The following is a 17,748-nucleotide window of genomic DNA, read 5'->3' as shown; positions in this document are numbered from 1 at the left end:
CCCGAACCTTTATGGCTAAATCCACTAACAAGGCTTCTAATCGCAGTCCAGGCATTTATTGCCTCATTCCCACACAGAGTTTGCCTTGTGTGCTGTGCTAACACTTTATCTTAATTACTTGCTATTACGCTGGTTTGTCGTTTGCTCCAAATTCAGCTTTACCTTATTTCAGTTAAGCTAACTTAAGCTGGTAAGGCTGTTTTGATTTCAATATGGCACACGCCATCCTGACTATCTTATTCGCTAGAGCAATAACGACTTTATTCACATGGTTTCTCTCTAACAGAGAGCGTATCCACTGACTAAGTGGATCAGTTTTATCTTTGACATGACTAACTACAGCTCGGGCACCATGAACGACAAGAGCTCTGAGATAACGATCTCCTCGCTTAGTAATGCCAAGGTTGATATTTCTACCTCCACTTCCTGTATGAGCAGGCACTAATCCAATGCTTGCGCTTGCATCCCTACCACACTTATAAGCCGATGCATTTCCTAACCTGGCATACAAAGCACTGCCTGAAATCCATGAAATACCCGGTAACGAGGCTAAAAGCTTACAATCTTCATTTTGTTTTGCCTGATTGGTAAGAGCTTGAGTGGCATCATCAATTTGGGTATCAAGCGCGAGCAACTGTTCTTTAAGATTATTTAGAATAAACCGAGCAGCATGGGTTAATTCATTTTCAGCATTTTCCAACTCAAACGGTAGCTGTTTTCTGAGCGAATTGATTCCTATGGGAAATTTGATGCCATATTCCATCGCAAGCCCCCGGATACGGTTAGCAAGCTGTGTTCGTTGCTTAATATAACCTTCCCGCAGTCTTAGTAAGCAGGCAAGATCTTGCTGTTCAACAGTTTTAACCGGAACGAAATGAATATCTGTCCGCTGACTGGCTTCATAAATAGCCAAAGCATCATTGGGATCATTTTTATTTCCCGAGCGATACTTAGCGGCGATCTGAGCAGGCACGAGTAAGACTTGATGTCCTGCCTGCTGGAACTTTCGACCCCAATAATGAGCCGTTGCACAAGCTTCCATACAAATAACAGCTTTGGGGTGCTTAGCCACCATTGAAATTAACTTTGATTGAGATACTTTTTGATTAGATGAAAGCTTTCCGTGCTTATTAATTATCGCAACTTGAATAACAGTCTTAGCAAGGTCGATAGAAATAGTGATATTCTTGTTCATGGCATGGGCTCCTTTTTAGTTGACACTCTTACCTTAGCCGATATTTTCGACGAAGGTGAGGGAGTCCATGCCATTGCATACCAGATTCACCGTAATCATCCACTTCGCTTAATCTTATGCTCTTTAACCTTTTGATTTAAAGGTGTTTTAAGTTAATTCAGGACACGGTTCGCGTTAGAGTTTAAGTGATTAAATTAACTCCGATATGCATTCCCACGCTGGAGATGTATGGACTCCCGGCTCCCTCAGGAGTAGCGTAATAAGCGACCAAACTTTTACAAAAGGAGTCCATACATGAAATATTCTACCGTTATTGCTATTGACCTTGCAAAGAGTGTTTTTCAGGTCTGTAAGATGAATTTCGATGGCAAGATTATTTTTAATCGAGAAATGAGCCGTAAGAAACTGCTGGAATTTTTAGCCAGGGAAAAAGCAACACTGGTAGCAATGGAGTCATGCAGTACAACCAACTATTGGGCTCGATATGCTAAAGAGCAAGGGCATGAAGTGAAGGCTATTGCCCCACGTCGGGCAGCTGCATTCAGGCAGGGCCAAAAAACCGATGCCAATGACGCTATTGCCATTGCTATCGCAGCTACGCAATCTCAAATAAAATCCTGTCGCATACCAACCGTTGAAGAGCAGTGTCAGCAATCCATCGTTCATATGCGAGATCTACTGGTTAGGCAGAAGGTAAGTATAAGTAATCAACTGCGTTCCTATTTACTGGAGTTTGGCATTCCGATCACTAAAGGTGATAAAGCATTGAGAGAAGCCATTCCTTATGTTCTTGAGGACGCTGATAACGGATTAACCGGCCAGTTTAGAGCTTGCCTGAGTCAGATGTATGAGCAGTTTATAAATTTGATAGAGCAAGTAGAAGCTTTTACACAACAACTACAGCAGTCAATAGCGCAAGATAAAGTGTGCAGGCGGTTACAAGCTCTGGAGGGGGTTGGCCCAGTATGCTCAGTTTTATTAAAAGTAGCGTTAGGCCAGGCAGAGCATTTTAGTAAGGGTAGAGAAGCTTCAGCTTGTCTGGGGTTAACACCCGTTCAACACAGTAGTGGTGGTAAACAGAAAATAGGTTCTATCGCTAAAAAGTGTGGTCACAACATGTTGCGTAGTGCACTCTTTCGAGGAGCCTTAACAGTTGTGTGTAAACTGGAAAAACGAGAAGCCCGGACAGGAAAAGAGCAATGGCTTAAAGATCTGACCACAAGGCGAGGCAAAAAAGTTGCAGCTATTGCTTTGGCAAATAAAACGGTGAGAACGGCTCTTGCCATGATAAAAAGTGATGAGGAATATAAGCCACAACCACTTGTGGCTTAATACCAGGTTAGTCAAAAAGAACGTAAGAACAAACAGGTAAGACCAACCTTCAAGAGACTGGCCCATGCTCAGGTAGAAACTACCGTGCGGGAGATAAAGTCATGAAGGTGCGAATACATCGAAGAGGCCGAGGTAGCTCCTCAGTTAGAGCCCGTATATAAGCAAGCATCTGACCTCTGTTCTAATAAACTTTTTGACAACACCCGGGAGTCCATATAAGCATGGGAACGAGGTGTTTTGTGTTTTTCTTTCATTATTCCCCCATTTCCTCATCTTCCCCTGAAATTTAGTTACATAAGTGCTAGCATATTCTTAGTATCTACAGATTTAGGCAGAAACTATGACAAAAGGAATTGATAAGTACAGTATCGACAGTACCGATTATCAGGTTGGTCAGGATAACGTACAGAAGTGGGGTTTTGATGTTCATAACCCTGTATTCGGGCTTAGTGCCGGGATTATGGTGCTGATCTTGATTGCACTGGTTGTGATGGATCCGGGAACGGCGAAATCGGCGCTGGATAGCATCAAATGGGGTATCATCAACCAGTTTGATGAGCTGTTTATGTGGTCGGGGAACATCTTTCTGCTGTTCTGTATTGGTCTGGTGCTTTCTCCGTATGGCAAAATTCGTATCGGTGGCACGGACTGCAGGCCTGAGCACTCTAATCTTTCCTGGATGGCGATGCTGTTTGCCGCCGGTATGGGGATCGGGCTGCTTTTCTGGGGCGTAGCTGAGCCGCTGGCTTATTTTACCGGCTGGTATGAAACACCGCTTAATGTGGAAGCCAATAGCCAAGAAGCGATCCGTGTTGCGCTTGGCGCGACGGTTTATCACTGGGGCTTTAACGCCTGGGCAATGTATGCGGTGGTAGCACTGGCACTTGCGTTCTTTGCTTATAATAAAGGTCTGCCACTCTCTATTCGTTCTATCTTCTATCCGATCCTTGGTGACAGAGCCTGGGGTTGGTTTGGCCACGTTATCGATATTATGGCGGTTGTCGCCACCATCTTTGGCCTTGCGCCTTCGCTTGGTCTGGGCGCTCAGCAGGTAACCAGTGGTATCAACTATGTATTTGGCACCGATGGCGGTCTGATGACCCAGATGGTGATCATCGTATTTGTTACCCTGCTGGCAACTTATTCTGTATATCGTGGTATCGAAGGCGGCGTGAAGCTAATCAGTAATATCAATATTATCGTTGCTGCGGCACTGCTGTTTTTCGTGATCGCAGTAACCATAGATACTGCGCCTCACTATATGATGGAAACAACGCTTGGCTATATCGAGAACTTTGTCGCGCTGAGTAACCCATATGGCCGTGAAGATGAGCTCTGGATGCACGGCTGGACAGTATTCTACTGGGCCTGGTGGATTTCATGGTCGCCATTTGTCGGTATGTTTATCGCACGTGTTTCTAAAGGCCGTACAGTCCGTGAGTTTGTGGTGGCTGTCATTATCGTTCCGACTCTGGTCACTATTCTCTGGATGTCCACTTTTGGTGGTATTGCCATTGATCAGGTGTTTAATAAGGTCGGTGAACTTGGCGCAAACGGGTTAGGGGATGTCAGCCTGGCTCTTTTCCATCTTTACGATTCGCTTCCGCTTAGCAGCGTGATTTCGCTGTTATCCATTGTTCTGATCATGGTGTTTTTTGTGACCTCTTCAGACTCCGGCTCTCTGGTTATTGATAACATTACCGCAGGCGGCAAAATCGATAACCCGGTACCGCAACGCGTATTCTGGGCGGTTATTGAAGGCGCAATCGCTGGCGTACTTCTGTATGTCGGTGGCGCAGAAGCGCTACAGGCACTTCAGGCGGGGGTAATCGTTACGGCGCTTCCGTTTACGATTGTTATGATATTGATGTGTATTAGCCTACTTATGGGGCTTACGACGGAGCCGAGGGAGTAGGTTTTTCGGGCTATGGGGACGGACTTTGTCCTATTCCCCATAACCCGCTCTTCACTTCCAAAACTTACTAATCGGATCCATATCCGAATAATGATGCGAAATCTGCGCCTGCAAAAGTTCCGCTGTAGCAATCGCGTCGGTAAGCGCGTGGTGGGCTGAATAAACCGGCAATCCGTATCGTGCACGACTTTTGGCTAACCTGACAGAAAGCGGCCTTGTACCTTTTAAACGGTTAACAATTCCCTGAGTCCGCTTTTTCTGAATTTCCGCTTCCACTTCCATGGTATCGACAATCGGAAACAGCATACCTTCGCCGATTCTCTCTTTTAACGCTTTATCCAGAAAGTTGCGCTCAATCTTACGAAAATGCGCCACCACGACATGTCCTGCGAGTGACTCAAGTACCTGTTCAAGGATGCGGGTCAGATCGGGCGCGTCCACAATATCGCTGTGAGTGATGCCGTGGATAATCACAGATTCTTCCTCAAGCGGCTGGCTTGGACTGACAATCCAGTGTTTAGCCTGGTTAAGATAAATCCGGTTTAGGGTAAATGGCACCAGGCCGATACTGATAATGTCGTCTTTGTCCGGATCCAGCCCTGTGGTTTCAAAGTCCAGCGCTACAAAGCGAATCTGGGAGAGCGGGGTTTCCGGAGAAAAAATGCCCTGCTCAAAAAAGCTCAGAAGCCTCTGATCTTTCACCCGCGAAGGCGCCTGATGGTAATACTCAGGCCAGTTACAATTGTTGCTCTTTTTAAAAAACATCGCCGGCCTGCTATTTAAAACTGTTACTTGCCTGATAGCGGAACTTAAGGAAGTTCTGTGCATTACTCAGGATCTGGAAGGCATCTTTCAGGTTTCTGCGTTCAAAGTCTGAGATGTTGTCCGGTTCGATATTGTTATCCGGGTCAATCCCGCTTTCCACATCAATCGCCTGATGGCGGATACGTACCATAGAAACAAACTCCATCGCATCACGCAGGTCCTGCGCGCGTCCCTTAGGAAGAATGCCGGCCTCTTCAATATCATCCAGCCTTTCAAAGGAGTTTTGCGACTGTGAGCCCACCGCCAGGGCGTGAACGCGGATAAGATCAGCCAGCGGAGCGGTACCCCGGCGTTTCAGGTTAATGGAGTTTTTGTGCTGACCATCTTTTTCCATCACAAAGCTTTTGAAAAAGCCCAGTGGCGGAGTGCGGTTTAGCGCATTCCGGGCAAGACATGCCAGGAAGCGGTTGTTCTTGCGGGCTCTGCGGACGATAAAGCTGTTAAGCTGCTCAGCCCATTTCAGGCGGCCGTGAATGCCGTCCAGATCGAAAAAGATAGACGCATTCAACAGGGCTTTCGGATTCGGGTTGTCAATCCAGTCTGAGAAGCACTCTTCCCATTCTCTTCGGGTCATGCGCCACATCGGGTTGGTGGCCATAATGTCGCCGGTGCAGTAGCGGTACCCGCACTCATCTAAGCCGTCACAGACAAATTTCGCCAGTTTAGAAAAGTACTCGCCGTGCTTTTCTTCGTTATAACTTTCATCAAGGATAATCGCATTGTCCTGATCGGTAACCAGAATCTGCTCATCGCGCGCCATGGATCCAAGCGCCAGAAAACAGTAAGGCACCGGAGGCACGCCAAGCTTTTCTTCAGCAAGTTCAATAATCCGCTGTTTAAAACTTCGGCCGATAACAGACATAGCGGTACCGACCATATGCGAGTTGGCATCTTCGTTAACAAGACGGACAAAACTGTCCCGAACCTGCTGAGAAACCGCTTTAAGTTCTTCAATTGTGGTCTGCTGGAATATGGTGTTAACCAGTAGCAGCGAGTTCTGCGATTCGTAACGAACGATATCGGCGGTCTCGATAACACCAATGGGAACGCCACCCTTAATAATAGGAAGGTGGTTCACATTGTATCTGAGCATGGTTAGCATGGCTTCGTAGACATAGGCGTTATGATCCAGCGGGATAACTTCATAGGTCATCACATCTGAAACTGGCGTGGTCAGGTCTAACCCTTCTGCAAGAACGCGGGTACAAAGATCACGGTCGGTGACAATACCGGCAATCTGGTTCTGATCTTCTTCTTCGTCTTCCTGTTCCGGGGCCATCACTATCAGGCTGGATACGCCTTCATCGGCCATTTTTCTGGCCGCATTCTGAATGGACTCAGTCGTCGTTATGCTGATTGGCTCTTTGGTAATAAGGGTTGTGACTTTAGAAGTGGTCAGATCGTTGGCTTCGTTATTATTGGATATGGCCTGCCTTAAGCGAACGTTATTTTCTACTTCAACGAAATCGGCAAAGTTGTCGTAGTTGTCGTAAAGTTCATGAAACAGCTCTTCAGGGATACAGTAGAGCAGGGTATCTTCCGTTGCTTTGGCCGGGAAGCGGACTTTGTTGTTGGTCATCAGCCCCATCTGACCAAAGATGTCGCCTTCATCCAGGCGGTTATAAAGCTCACCGCTACGTCGCAGTATCTCAACCACGCCACTGCGAACCATATACAAATCATGGATATGATCACCGAAATGAATTATCGGCGTATCTGCCCGGAAATAGGAGATTTCGACTTGTTTAGTGATATGTTCCAGCGCTTCTTCCGGCATTTCAGAAAATGGCGGGTACTGAGCGATAAAGTTTTTAATTTCTAATAATTCTACATCCATTTAGGATTCACCTGTAACCAAAGACTTAGCTATAGTACACCATTAGTTAAACCACCAAAACTTAAACCCATGAGAAACAACCCCTCCCAGCCTCCCCTTCGATGTGACTTCTTCGAAAATCCGGCCTTTCGAGACTAAGGGGAGGAGCATTCTTTGGCTCCTTAAACTTGTGTATAAGAGTTAGGATCTAAGGTTGTAAATAGGTTGTTTTTTCGTTTGATAGGAAGAAACAAATACCGGAAACATTGGACGATTTCCGGTATCTTTGAGTTTGGTATGCAATGGCATGGACTCCCTCACCTTCGTCGAAAATATCGGCTAAGGTAAGAGTGTCAACTAAAAAGGAGCCCATGCCATGAACAAGAATATCACTATTTCTATCGACCTTGCTAAGACTGTTATTCAAGTTGCGATAATTAATAAGCACGGAAAGCTTTCATCTAATCAAAAAGTATCTCAATCAAAGTTAATTTCAATGGTGGCTAAGCACCCCAAAGCTGTTATTTGTATGGAAGCTTGTGCAACGGCTCATTATTGGGGTCGAAAGTTCCAGCAGGCAGGACATCAAGTCTTACTCGTGCCTGCTCAGATCGCCGCTAAGTATCGCTCGGGAAATAAAAATGATCCCAATGATGCTTTGGCTATTTATGAAGCCAGTCAGCGGACAGATATTCATTTCGTTCCGGTTAAAACTGTTGAACAGCAAGATCTTGCCTGCTTACTAAGACTGCGGGAAGGTTATATTAAGCAACGAACACAGCTTGCTAACCGTATCCGGGGGCTTGCGATGGAATATGGCATCAAATTTCCCATAGGAATCAATTCGCTCAGAAAACAGCTACCGTTTGAGTTGGAAAATGCTGAAAATGAATTAACCCATGCTGCTCGGTTTATTCTAAATAATCTTAAAGAACAGTTGCTCGCGCTTGATACCCAAATTGATGATGCCACTCAAGCTCTTACCAATCAGGCAAAACAAAATGAAGATTGTAAGCTTTTAGCCTCGTTACCGGGTATTTCATGGATTTCAGGCAGTGCTTTGTATGCCAGGTTAGGAAATGCATCGGCTTATAAGTGTGGTAGGGATGCAAGCGCAAGCATTGGATTAGTGCCTGCTCATACAGGAAGTGGAGGTAGAAATATCAACCTTGGCATTACTAAGCGAGGAGATCGTTATCTCAGAGCTCTTGTCGTTCATGGTGCCCGAGCTGTAGTTAGTCATGTCAAAGATAAAACTGATCCACTTAGTCAGTGGATACGCTCTCTGTTAGAGAGAAACCATGTGAATAAAGTCGTTATTGCTCTAGCGAATAAGATAGTCAGGATGGCGTGTGCCATATTGAAATCAAAACAGCCTTACCAGCTTAAGTTAGCTTAACTGAAATAAGGTAAAGCTGAATTTGGAGCAAACGACAAACCAGCGTAATAGCAAGTAATTAAGATAAAGTGTTAGCACAGCACACAAGGCAAACTCTGTGTGGGAATGAGGCAATAAATGCCTGGACTGCGATTAGAAGCCTTGTTAGTGGATTTAGCCATAAAGGTTCGGGGTAGCGCCCCATGATGAAACCGAATATACGTGCACTTGCATAAACTCTTATTATCTTAAACCACTTGTGTTACAGGGGGAGTCCATATACATTCCCACGCGGGAGCGTGGGAATGAGAGCGCGAGGGTGGTTTGGGAGCTTACGATTAAAGAACCGCAGCAATACCTTTACAAAGTGGTCCCATGTTTGCTTTAGTCATACCGGCAACGCTGATACGGCCTGAACCAACGATGTAGATTGCGTGTTCAGTTTTTAGCTTCTCAACCTGATCTTTCGTCAGGCCAGAGAAAGAGAACATACCATTCTGACGCTCGATAAAGCTAAAGTCACTGGTTACGCCTTCATCTTTCAGAGTCGCAACGAAAAGCTCACGCATCTGCTTGATACGGTCACGCATTTCTGCCACTTCGTTTTCCCACTCAGCGCGAAGCTCAGGGCTGTTCAGTACATAAGTCACAATCGCTGCACCGTGTGCCGGTGGGTTAGAGTACATCGCACGAATGATTGATTTAGCCTGAGAGAATGCCGTCGCAGCAACTTCCTGATTTTCAGCAACCAGTGTAAATGCACCAACACGCTCGTTGTACAGACCGAAGTTTTTAGAGAATGAACTTGCTACCATCATCTCTTTGTTGAATTTTGCGAAAGTACGAAGACCCTGAGCATCATCTTCTACGCCGGTTGCAAAGCCCTGATAAGCGAAGTCAAACAGAGGGATCAGGCCTTTGTCTGCACAAAGTTTTGCCAGTGTTTCCCACTCTTCAGGTGTCGGGTCGATACCGGTTGGGTTATGACAGCAGCCGTGTACCAGTACTACGTCACCCGCCTGAGCGTTTTCAAGGTCGGCAAGCATACCTGCGAAATCTTTATCTTTCGTTTCCGCGTTGTAGTATTTGTACTGAATGGTTTCAAGACCGGCAGCGGTGAAAATCGCATTATGGTTTGCCCAGGTCGGGTTGCTGATCCAGATTCTGTTGGTTTCAAGCTGACGCTTAATAAATTCACCGGCAACACGCAGAGCACCTGTACCGCCCGGAGCGTGTGCTGTCTGAGCGCGCTTGTTTGAAATGATTTCTGCGTCACTGCCGAACAGTAGCTGCTGAACCGCCAGACCATACTCCGCTGTACCCTGGATGGACAGGTAAGATTTGGTGGTTTCGTTTTCAACCAGTGCTGCTTCTGCTTTTTTTACCGTGGCCAGAACAGGGGTGTTACCTTGTTCGTCTTTGTAAATACCTGCGCCAAGATTGATTTTCTCTGCGCGTGAATCGTTTTTAAATGCTTCAGTAAGGCCCATGATAGGGTCGGCAGGTGCCGCAGCGACTTTTTCAAACATAATGTATTCATCCATGTAAATTGTATCGTCAAGTATTCTCTTTATACCTTTATGACAGGTTAGTGACAACAGTAAAACTACGCAAAACTTGATTTTTTTTGCACTTGAGCTGAATTTTTAGTTAAACATCCGTTATCTTCAACTTAAAGGCAGCAGAATCGAGCAAAATAGCCAAGTAAAGTTAAAAATAAGTTGAAAAATTAATCTATTTTTTTAACTTGTCATTGCAGGTAAATACAAGTAAATGGTAGGTCAGTTTGCAGATAAAAAACAGGCCACCAATTGGTGACCTGTTATAAATTAACTCAACTGTGACACAATGTGGTTTTAGCTGATTAGAAGTTCGCACTTCTTGGCGTACGTGGGAACGGAATTACGTCACGCACGTTTGCCATACCGGTCACGTAAGATACCAGACGCTCAAAGCCCAGACCGAAACCAGAGTGTGGCACTGTGCCGTAGCGGCGCAGGTCGCGGTACCAGTTCATGTGCTCAGGGTCGATGCCCATCTCGCGCATACGGCTGTCCAGTACGTCCAGACGCTCTTCACGCTGAGAACCACCGATGATTTCACCGATGCCAGGTGCCAGTACGTCCATAGCCGCAACAGTTTTGCCGTCGTCGTTCATACGCATGTAGAAAGCTTTGATGTCTTTCGGGTAGTTCTTCACGATAACCGGCGCTTTGAAGTGTTCTTCAGCAAGGTAGCGCTCGTGCTCAGAAGACATGTCGATGCCCCATTCAACCGGGAATTCGAACTCTTTGCCTGAATCAAGCAGGATCTGAATTGCATCAGTATAGTCAACCTGAGCAAAGTCAGAGTCAACAAACTGCTCAAGACGGGTGATCGCTTCTTTGTTGATACGCTGAGCGAAGAACTCAAGGTCATCACGGCGCTCATCAAGAACGGCTTTAAATACGTACTTAAGCATGTCTTCTGCAAGACCTGCAACGTCGTTCAGATCCGCAAACGCAACTTCCGGCTCAACCATCCAGAATTCCGCCAGGTGACGGCTGGTGTTTGAGTTTTCTGCACGGAAAGTCGGGCCGAATGTGTAAACCTTGCTTAGTGCACAGGCATAAGTTTCAGCGTTTAGCTGGCCAGATACCGTCAGGAAGGTCTCTTTACCGAAGAAATCTTCGTTGTAGTCTACCGCGCCTTTGTCAGTGCGAGGCAGGTTTTCCATATCCAGCGTAGAAACGCGGAACATTTCACCGGCACCTTCTGCATCAGAAGCTGTGATCAGCGGAGCTGAAACCCAGTAATAACCCTGCTCGTGATAGAAGCGGTGGATAGCCTGAGAAAGACAGTTACGTACACGTGCAACTGCACCGATAACGTTAGTGCGCGGGCGCAGGTGAGCAACCTCACGAAGGTATTCAATGGAATGGCGTGTTTTTGCCATTGGGTAAGTGTCGGCATCTTCAACCCAGCCAACCACTTTTACTGCCGTTGCAGCAAGTTCGAAGTCCTGACCTTTAGCCGGAGACTCTACGATTTTACCGGTTACTTCAACAGAGCAGCCGGTTGTCAGTTTAAGAACGTCTTCATCGTAATTATTAAGGTCATTTGGGACCACGGCCTGAATCGGGTCGAAACAAGAGCCGTCATAGATGGCAAGGAAAGAGATTCCAGCTTTGGAATCACGACGTGAACGAATCCAGCCGCGAACAGTGATTTCACTGTCAACCGCTAACTTTCCGCTTAATACGTCAGTTACAGGCGCGTAAGTCATTTTAGATATATTCTCCGTTAAGGGTCTTACAATATTTTTTAATCCAGCCCGCAATATTACCTGTCAAACAGATAGCTTCAAGTGCTATTGCAAAATAAACCCAGAAAATAAGTGAATTTTTTCACACTGTTTATCATCAAACTACTCAAAAAGTATATTTGTAATAACGAAATGCTATGATGTAAAAGAAATTGTATTAAAAGTAAGCTTTATCAGGGAACTAATATGAAGAAACTGCTCGGTCTTATACTCACCATTCCTTTTCTTGCTTCATGCGAGAAATCAGACCCGATACCGGAGCAGAAACCTCAATTACTGGTTTATTGCGGAATCACCATGGCTCACCCGATTACCGAAATTGCCAAAATTGTTGAGAAAGAAAAAAATGTCGAGATTTTAATCAGCCAGGGCGGCTCTGAAGATCTCTACAAAAGCCTGGCTTCAAGTAAAAAGGGTGACCTTTATCTTCCGGGCTCGGCTTCATACCGGGAAAAACATATAGATGAAGGGCTTTTAGGTGACTTTGTTCATGTGGGCTATAACCAGGCCGTTATGCTGGTTAAAAAAGGAAACCCGCTTGGAATTAAGTCCGATCTGAATGAGCTTACCCGCAACGATTTGTCCGTTGTTATAGGCAATGCTGATACGGGCAGCATTGGCAGAGAGACGAAAAAAATCCTGGATAAACAGGGCAATTATTCAGAGGTTCTGCAAAACGCGGTTTATGTGACTACGGATTCAAGAAATCTGAACAAAGCATTAAGAGAAGGCGATGCCGACGTTATTATGAACTGGCGCGCGACGGCGTTTTTCGATGAAAACCGGGAGTTTATGGATATTCTGGACCTTGATTCTTCCGTTGCTAAACCGAAAAAGTTGCTGCTCAATCAGCTCACTTTTTCGAAGTATCCTGAGATTAGCGCCTACTTTATGGAGCTGGCCGCTTCTGAAAAGGGACAGGAAATTTTCAGAAACTATGGTTTTATCGATAACAGTCACTAAACGATGTTAAAAAAACTCATTTTTAAACCGAAGCAAAAAGAAGAGGGTAATCCACAGGGGGCTCAGGGCTCACTCTGGATCTATCTGCAGGCTGTTATTTACTTAGCTGGATTCGGCGCGCTGTTCGCTATCAGTACTTTTTTCACCAGCATACATAATCAGTTAAGCGATGATATCGTTAATGAACAGGCGCGCCTTACCATCGGTGAGCTTATCGTTCTTGATTTGAAGCAGATAGAGTCCTCCTTTTATCAGATGGCGACCACCTCCAATATCAAAGGCCAGCGATATATCAGAAAGCAGATGCAAAAAGGGGTCGACGACCTCAAAGAGCTGCTGGTGGTGCTGGAAAAGGGGGGAACGGTTACCCGAGAAACCCACCTGAATATCGAAAGTCAGGATAAGATGAGGCGGGCTATTTTATACCGTCGCACGGAAGGCAAGGGCGAATACATTCTTGAGATTATCGACTTGAGACCAAAGCTGACTCAGATTGAGCAGGAAGGGGACAGGTTGCTTGAGTTGCTGCGAAACCGGGAGCAGCTCAGAAATCAAGGGAATGTGGAGGAATACGCTAAGTCTATTAAGACGATAAAAACTTACCTGATCACTCTGCCACAGCTGTTTGTCCGCTCCATGGAAAATGCCAACCGCTTGTTTTATCAGAGTCAGCTGGTGGTTAATCAGTTAGAAGAGAGCGCTGAGCAGCAGAAAGAGTGGTACCGGCTTTTGCAGTCTGTTCTTTCTGTTGTGGTTGTTCTTTTGGTGGTGTTAACCAGTTATCTGAGCCTGCGTCAGGTTGAACGCTCCAAGCGCCGTTTGCAGGAGCTGGCGAGCGATCTCGAACTGCAGAAATTCGCGCTGGATGAGCACGCTATCGTAAGTGCCACCGATACCGAAGGAAATATCATTTATGCTAATGATAAGTTCTGTGAGATTTCCGGTTATAGCCGGGAAGAGTTGTTAGGTAAGAATCACAGAATATTTAAAAGTGACGCTCATTCCGAGAATTTTTATCAGGGGCTGTGGTCAACGGTGGCCAGAGGCGAGATCTGGAATGGAGAGGTTAAGAACAGAAACAAAAATGGTGGTTTTAGCTGGTTTTCAGCCACCATTGTTCCTGTTCTGGATAGCGAGGGTAATAAGAGTCAGTACTTTGCCATCCGGACCGATATTACCAGCCGCAAGGAAATGGAGTTTACCATACAGGAAAATAACCGCTTCCTTCAGAGCCTGACAAATACCATGGGTGAAGGTGTGTATGCGGTTGATAGAGAGGGGAAATGCAGCTTTATCAACCCTAAGGCTCTTGAGTTAATTGGCTATTCTGAACAGGAAGTTATCGGCCAGGATATTCACGAGCTGATTCATCACCATAATGCCGATGGAAATGAAGTCGACAGCGAGCATTGTCCAATCATGCTCAATATGAAGCAGGCCAATAACTATGCGTCTGACGATGAGCGCTTTTTCAAAAAGAACAACGAAGCTTTTCCTGTATCAGTGAATGCGGTGCCTATCTATAAAGATGGCGAGTTGGATGGTCACGTGGCGGTGTTCCAGGATATCTCGCTGAGGAAGGAAGTGGAAGCCAACCTGCAAAGTGCTAAAGAACAGGCCGAGATGGCTAACAGTTCTAAGAGCCAGTTTCTTGCCACCATGAGTCATGAGATCCGAACACCGATGAATGCCATTATCGGTATGTCTTATCTTGCGCTGCAATCGGATTTGTCTGCCAAGCAGAGAAACTATGTGGATAAGATCCACAGGTCGGCGGAATCTCTGCTGGTGATCATCAATGATATTCTGGATATCTCCAAGGTCGAAGCCGGTAAACTGGAGCTGGAAAATAAAGAGTTCTTTATTCAGGATACATTTGAAAACCTTGCTGATGTTCTGACTATCAAAGCGGAGCAAAAGGGACTGGAGCTGCTGTTTGATATTGACCAGAATATTCCAAACTGGCTTGTTGGTGACCCGCTGCGCCTTCAGCAGATCCTGCTTAACCTTTGTAATAACGCGATTAAGTTTACCCATTCCGGTGAAGTGATCGTCAGTGCGACGGCTAAGACTCAAAACGACGAAGCCATGATTACCTTTCAGGTAAAAGATACCGGAATTGGGATGAGTACCGAGCAGATGGCAAATCTGTTCCAGCCGTTTCAGCAGGCTGACCGCTCCACAACCAGAAAATTTGGCGGTACCGGGCTTGGCTTGTCAATCAGCAAGAGGCTGGTTTCCATGATGGGCGGGAATATCTGGGCGTCGAGCAAGGAGGGCACGGGTAGCCGCTTCTATTTCACTGCTAAGTTCCCGTTAGCCAAAAGTATGGAGCAAAGCTGCGCTGAGCTTTTAGCGGCCAAAGACTTAAAAGGCAAAAATGTGCTGGTGGTAGACGACAGCCAAAGCAGCCTGGATGTCTTTACCCGCATGCTGGACAACTTCAATGTTAAGTATGACACCATGTCCGATGGCGCTGAGCTGATTGAGGAGCTAAACAGCGAAACGCCGCATCTGGAGTACGATGCTGTCATACTGGACTGGAAAATGCCGGGCGCATCGGGTTTTGACTGTCTTGCTTCATTGGCTGAAAATGCTTCTCTGAAGGTTCCGCCTGTGATTATGATGTCGGCATACGGCACCAGTGAACTGGATCAGATTATCTCTGCAAGAGATATGTCGGTAAGTCAGATCCTTTCAAAACCTATAACACCTTGTACCTTGCTGAAAACATTGAGGCAGGCTTTTGGTCTAAGTACCGATATGTTCGGTTCTAAGCAGGGCAAAGAGAGCAGCAGAGAGCATGATGTCTCACTTCTTGCCGGGAAAAAACTCCTGCTGGCTGAGGATAATGTTTTCAACCAGGAAGTGGCGATAGAGCTCTTGTCTAAGTTTGGCATTGAAGCCATTGTTGCTGAGACCGGTCAGCAGGCGGTTGATAAGTTGCAGACGGCTGACTTTGACGGTGTTTTGATGGACATTCAGATGCCGGTGATGGATGGCTACGAAGCCACCGCACGTATCCGTAAGATGGACGGCTATCTGGAGCTGCCTATTATCGCGATGACCGCAAACGCCATGCATGATGAAGTGAGTGCCATGATGGATTGCGGTATGAATGACCATATTGCCAAACCCATTAATGTGGAAAACCTGCGCAATAAGCTGATTAAATGGTTTGCTACGCCGGTTGAAGAAAAGGGTGCTAACGGGCTCGGTGAACCGATAAATGAGCGCTCTCTGAGCCGGCTAAATGTTGAAAGAACCAAATTTAGTATGGAACTGTCGGATGAGGAATACAGAAAGCTTGTTTTGCGTTATCTGGAAAATGAAGAAAACTTTATTACTGAGATAGCCTTTGCCCAGGAAAATGCCGACCGCGCGTTAATGTCCCGCCTGCTGCACACATTAAAAGGTACAGCAGCCACCATAGGTGCGGAGATCCTGGCCAAACTTGCTGCCGGAACAGAGAAAGCGGTTGATAGCGAATCAGAAGATAATCTGATGCTGGCAGAGGTGGAGGATGAGTTTTTCCGGGTAGAGAAGGAAATCAAGAAGTACCTTGCACAGACTCAGGACGGTCAGAAAGCGGAGCTGGAGGCGTTAAGTGATGAGGAATACCGGAACATGCTTGAAAGGTTGGCAGCTCTGCTTGAAGACTTTGATGGTGAAGCAGAAGAGGTGATTGATTCGCTTTTAGAACATCAGATGGATACCGAGGCCCGGATGCAACTAGAGAGTGTTGCCCGGTCAATACGTCAGTATGATTTTGAACTTGCTCTGACTGAAGTCAGAAAGCTAACGCATGGCGCCTGAAGAAATGGATGAATTAACAGAAAAACAAAACCTGCTTATTGTTGACGATACCCCTGAAAATATTGACGTACTAAAGGGGATTCTTAGCGATGAGTATCAGGTACGAATTGCAACAAACGGACAGACTGCGTTAAAAATCGCAAAACTAAAAAAGCCCGATCTGATCCTGCTCGATGTCATGATGCCGGAAATTGATGGTCATGAAGTCTGTAAAAGATTAAAAGCGGACGAAGAGACAGCCGCGATTCCTATTATATTTGTTACCGCCATGACAGAGGTGGAAGACGAAACCCTGGGGCTAAAACTGGGCGCGGTTGATTATATTACCAAGCCGGTGAATGCAGCGATAGTTAAGGCTCGTGTATCCAATCATCTTGCGCTTGCTAATCAAAGGCGCGCAATCGAGCGGGAAGTGGTTAAGCGAACTAAAGAGTTAGATGAGTCGCATAAATCTGCGATTTTTATGCTGGGTGAAGCCGGGCACTATAACGACAACGATACCGGTGTTCATATCTGGCGTATGGCGGCCTACGCCGGCGCTCTGGCGAAAAAGGTCAACTGGCATGTGGATGATGCAAAAATACTGGAACTTGCCGCCCCTATGCACGACACAGGTAAAATCGGTATCGTAGATTCGATTCTTAAAGCGCCACGGAAGCTGAATATTGATGAGTGGGAAGTGATGAAAACCCACTGTGAAATTGGTTATAAAATCCTGAACCGAAGCGAAGCCCCGCTGTTTAAGCAGGCAGCCGAAATTGCCCGTTATCATCATGAAAAATGGGATGGCAGCGGATATCCGTTTGGCCTGGAAGGTGACGATATTCCTGAGTCCGCAAGGATAGTGGCCCTGGCAGATGTGTTTGATGCACTAACCATGAGAAGACCATACAAAGAGCCCTGGCCGGTTGAGAAGGCATTTGAAGAAATTCAGAACTCAGCAGGCAGTCACTTTGAGCCAAGACTGGTCGATGCCTTTATTGAAATGAAGGACGAGTTGATGGCGATTATGGAAGAGTGGAATGCAAAAGAGCAGGCGGAAGGGAGCTGAAGCTGACTCTTATACACAAGTATAAGGAGCCAAAGAATGCTCCTCCCCTTAGCCTCGAAAGGCCGGATTTTCGAATAAGTAACATCGAAGGGGAGGCTGGGAGGGGTTGTTTCTCATGAGCTTAAGTTTTGGTGGTCTAATCATGCATGGTAT

General features: G+C 46.1%; 11 protein-coding genes. 6 read left to right on the top strand and 5 right to left on the bottom strand.

Features of this window, described 5'->3' with window-relative positions; translation table 11 throughout:
* Positions 1–172: 172 nt before the first annotated feature.
* A complete protein-coding gene (locus L3Q72_RS07900) occupies positions 173–1,195 on the bottom strand; it encodes an IS110 family transposase (RefSeq protein WP_275129409.1) in 1,023 nt (340 codons plus the stop codon).
* Between the two features lie 294 nt (positions 1,196–1,489).
* On the opposite strand from L3Q72_RS07900, the gene L3Q72_RS07895 reads away from it, so the two are divergent.
* Both L3Q72_RS07895 and L3Q72_RS07890 read left to right on the top strand, forming a co-directional pair.
* Positions 1,490–2,527, top strand: a complete 1,038-nt coding sequence (locus tag L3Q72_RS07895; RefSeq protein WP_275129398.1) for an IS110 family transposase — start codon at positions 1,490–1,492, stop codon at positions 2,525–2,527.
* A gap of 340 nt (positions 2,528–2,867) precedes the next feature.
* Positions 2,868–4,442, top strand: a complete 1,575-nt coding sequence (locus tag L3Q72_RS07890; protein WP_275129412.1) for a BCCT family transporter — start codon at positions 2,868–2,870, stop codon at positions 4,440–4,442.
* A gap of 51 nt (positions 4,443–4,493) precedes the next feature.
* Here the strand turns inward: L3Q72_RS07890 and L3Q72_RS07885 are convergent, their stop codons facing one another.
* Positions 4,494–5,207 (bottom strand): 3'-5' exonuclease, encoded by a 714-nt coding sequence (locus L3Q72_RS07885; RefSeq protein ID WP_275129411.1) that lies wholly within the window; start codon positions 5,205–5,207, stop codon positions 4,494–4,496.
* A 10-nt stretch (positions 5,208–5,217) separates the two neighbouring features.
* Positions 5,218–7,104 carry a DUF294 nucleotidyltransferase-like domain-containing protein gene (locus L3Q72_RS07880; protein ID WP_275129410.1) on the bottom strand — a complete coding sequence of 629 codons (1,887 nt, stop codon included), beginning with the start codon at positions 7,102–7,104 and terminating at the stop codon, positions 5,218–5,220.
* 355 nt (positions 7,105–7,459) lie between these two features.
* Between L3Q72_RS07880 and L3Q72_RS07875 the strand changes: the two genes are divergently transcribed.
* Positions 7,460–8,482 carry an IS110 family transposase gene (locus L3Q72_RS07875; RefSeq protein WP_275129409.1) on the top strand — a complete coding sequence of 341 codons (1,023 nt, stop codon included), beginning with the start codon at positions 7,460–7,462 and terminating at the stop codon, positions 8,480–8,482.
* A 317-nt stretch (positions 8,483–8,799) separates the two neighbouring features.
* Here the strand turns inward: L3Q72_RS07875 and L3Q72_RS07870 are convergent, their stop codons facing one another.
* Both L3Q72_RS07870 and asnS read right to left on the bottom strand, forming a co-directional pair.
* Positions 8,800–9,990 (bottom strand): amino acid aminotransferase, encoded by a 1,191-nt coding sequence (locus L3Q72_RS07870; protein WP_275132087.1) that lies wholly within the window; start codon positions 9,988–9,990, stop codon positions 8,800–8,802.
* 335 nt (positions 9,991–10,325) lie between these two features.
* Positions 10,326–11,726: an asparagine--tRNA ligase gene (asnS, locus tag L3Q72_RS07865; protein ID WP_275129408.1), complete on the bottom strand. Its 1,401-nt coding sequence runs from the start codon at positions 11,724–11,726 to the stop codon at positions 10,326–10,328.
* A gap of 225 nt (positions 11,727–11,951) precedes the next feature.
* Between asnS and L3Q72_RS07860 the strand changes: the two genes are divergently transcribed.
* From L3Q72_RS07860 to L3Q72_RS07850, 3 genes are read left to right on the top strand one after another with little or no spacing between them, the layout of a single operon-like run.
* Positions 11,952–12,728, top strand: a complete 777-nt coding sequence (locus L3Q72_RS07860) for a substrate-binding domain-containing protein (protein WP_275129407.1) — start codon at positions 11,952–11,954, stop codon at positions 12,726–12,728.
* 3 nt (positions 12,729–12,731) lie between these two features.
* A complete protein-coding gene (locus L3Q72_RS07855) occupies positions 12,732–16,544 on the top strand; it encodes a response regulator (RefSeq protein ID WP_275129406.1) in 3,813 nt (1,270 codons plus the stop codon).
* Entirely contained in the window at positions 16,534–17,595 is a 1,062-nt protein-coding gene (locus L3Q72_RS07850; RefSeq protein ID WP_275129405.1) for an HD domain-containing phosphohydrolase, read from the top strand. The genes L3Q72_RS07855 and L3Q72_RS07850 overlap by 11 nt, the downstream gene beginning before the upstream one ends.
* The last annotated feature ends 153 nt before the right edge of the window (positions 17,596–17,748 follow it).

The sequence above is a fragment of the Vibrio sp. JC009 genome (genome assembly GCF_029016485.1).
Classification (GTDB): Bacteria; Pseudomonadota; Gammaproteobacteria; order Enterobacterales; family Vibrionaceae; genus Vibrio.
The sequence above is the reverse complement of the archived record's forward strand: the minus strand, read 5'-3'. Positions and strand labels throughout refer to the sequence as shown.